Origin of the sequence: Lyngbya sp. CCY1209, from assembly GCF_035615495.1 — a bacterium.
Lineage (GTDB): Bacteria > Cyanobacteriota > Cyanobacteriia > Cyanobacteriales > Microcoleaceae > Limnospira.
This window is the reverse complement of sequence record NZ_JAJENU010000005.1, coordinates 1-362: the sequence shown is the minus strand read 5'-3', so window position 1 is coordinate 362 and position 362 is coordinate 1. Positions and strand designations below refer to the sequence as shown.

Annotated in this window: 1 protein-coding gene; it reads right to left on the bottom strand. The window is 50.8% G+C overall.

Going from position 1 to position 362, the window contains the following annotated elements; all coding sequences use genetic code 11:
• The coding region (locus tag LKE08_RS00040) for a CHAT domain-containing protein (protein ID WP_324702154.1) at nt 1-362 on the bottom strand (362 nt) is incomplete at both ends.

The window sequence follows — 362 nt, the reverse complement described above, 5'->3', positions numbered from 1 at the left end:
AAGGTAAATCCCGCCCAATAATAGGGGGAATTGTACTCCGAACTCGCCAACATTTCCAACTGCGCCGATCGCATCGCTTCTACGGGCGACAAATTTTCGGACAGTATCTTTTGGTAAAACTTCGACATCAAAACGGACGTTCCCTCGTCATCCACGAACCACAGGGAAGCCACCAACCTCGGGGCACCGGCGTACATGAAACCCCGGGTAATTCCCACCATTCCTTCCCCTTTCAAATCCCGCCCCAAAGCGGTCTGACAGGCGCTCAACACCACCAATTCGGCGGGCAAATTCAAGTTGAAAATATCGTTCAACCGCAAATAGCCGTTTTGCCAATTTCCCCCTTCGTCAATCAGAGAAAA